General features: G+C 67.6%; 3 protein-coding genes. All 3 read left to right on the forward strand.

From position 1 onward, the window contains the following. Positions 1-318 (forward strand): hydrogen gas-evolving membrane-bound hydrogenase subunit E (gene mbhE, locus PGX04_RS18820; protein WP_337959478.1); only part of this gene is annotated, 318 nt, incomplete at its 5' end. Beyond that, positions 315-779: an MnhB domain-containing protein gene (locus PGX04_RS18825; RefSeq protein ID WP_273739908.1), complete on the forward strand. Its 465-nt coding sequence runs from the start codon at positions 315-317 to the stop codon at positions 777-779. The genes mbhE and PGX04_RS18825, both read left to right, overlap by 4 nt. Further along, positions 776-1129, forward strand: coding sequence for a sodium:proton antiporter (locus PGX04_RS18830; RefSeq protein WP_273739909.1), 354 nt, complete (start codon positions 776-778; stop codon positions 1127-1129). Before PGX04_RS18825 ends, PGX04_RS18830 begins: the two co-directional genes overlap by 4 nt. Positions 1130-1357 lie beyond the last annotated feature (228 nt).

Raw genomic sequence — 1357 nt, forward strand, 5'->3', positions numbered from 1 at the left:
CGTCCGGGCGGCTCGAGCGAGATCGCCCGCGCCTACGCCGAGCAGGCCGTCCCCGGGGGCGGCGGGACCAACATCGTCAACGTGACCCTCGTCGACTTCCGGGGCTTCGACACGCTCGGCGAACTCGCCGTGGTCGCACTCGCCGCGATTTCCATCCTGACGCTGATCGTCATGCAGGGTCACAGCGAGGGCGATGCACTCACCGATGTGCCGACCGACGACGAACTACCCGATAACGTCCCGACGGACGACACACAGCCGGACGACGACCCGGACGGAACCCGTCGCGGCGGCAGTTCCGGAGGTGGGGACGAATGACGACGGTCATCATGCGGACGACCGCTCGAGCGATCGTCCCGATCATCCTGGTCGTCGCGATCTCGCTGTTCTTCGAGGGGCACAACCTCCCCGGCGGCGGGTTCATCGGCGGCGTCCTCACGGTGACGGCCTTCGCGATCGTCTACATGGCCTTCGGGCTGGACTTCCTCGAGCGAGGGATCCTCGGCCGCGACGTCGATCCCGGCAAGGGCCCCTCTCGGGACCGCGTCGTGCTGGCGTACCGCCGCCTCTTCGCCTACGGGTTCGCGATCGCGGTCGCCAGCGGTCTCGCACCGCTGCTCTTCGGCCGACCGTTCCTCACGCAGACGTTCGTCATGCTCGAGGGGATCCCGATCTACGATCACCTCGAGGTCGCGAGCGCGCTGGCGTTCGACTTCGGCGTCTACTGCGTGGTTGTCGGTGGACTGCTCACGATCCTCTCGGTGGTGGGTGCGGAATGACGGCGGTCGTCCTCGCGGCGACGATCGGCGCGCTGTTCGCGATCGGGACCTTCCTGCTCCTGCGGCGGGATCTGATCAGAGTCGTCTGGGGACTGGCGATCATCAGCCAGGCCGCGAACCTCTACTTGCTGTCGATGGGCGGGATCGCGCCGGCGATCGCCGACTCGGTGCCGATCCTCGCCGGCCACGGCGAGCACGTCCCGGAGACGGCCGACCCGCTGGTCCAGGCGCTCGTGTTGACCGCCATCGTCATCGGGTTCGGGATGACCGCGTTCGCGCTCGTCCTGTCGTATCGGGTGTACGAGGAACACGACACGCTGGACGTCACGGAGCTGGGTGATCGAGAATGACGACCGCGACGATGACGACGGGAACAGAGATGAACACGACGGTGCTACTGACTGACCGAAAACGGACGCTGACGGCAGCGACAGGTGATCGCCGATGACGGCGACGCCCGTCGGCACTGAATCGACACTCGTGATCGCGCCGATGCTGGTCGTGCTCGTCGCGGTCGTCGGGACGCTGTTGCTCGGCCGTCGACCGCGGGCTCGAGCGGCCGTCAGTCTCGCCGGCGG

The sequence above is a fragment of the Natrinema soli genome (assembly GCF_028618695.1).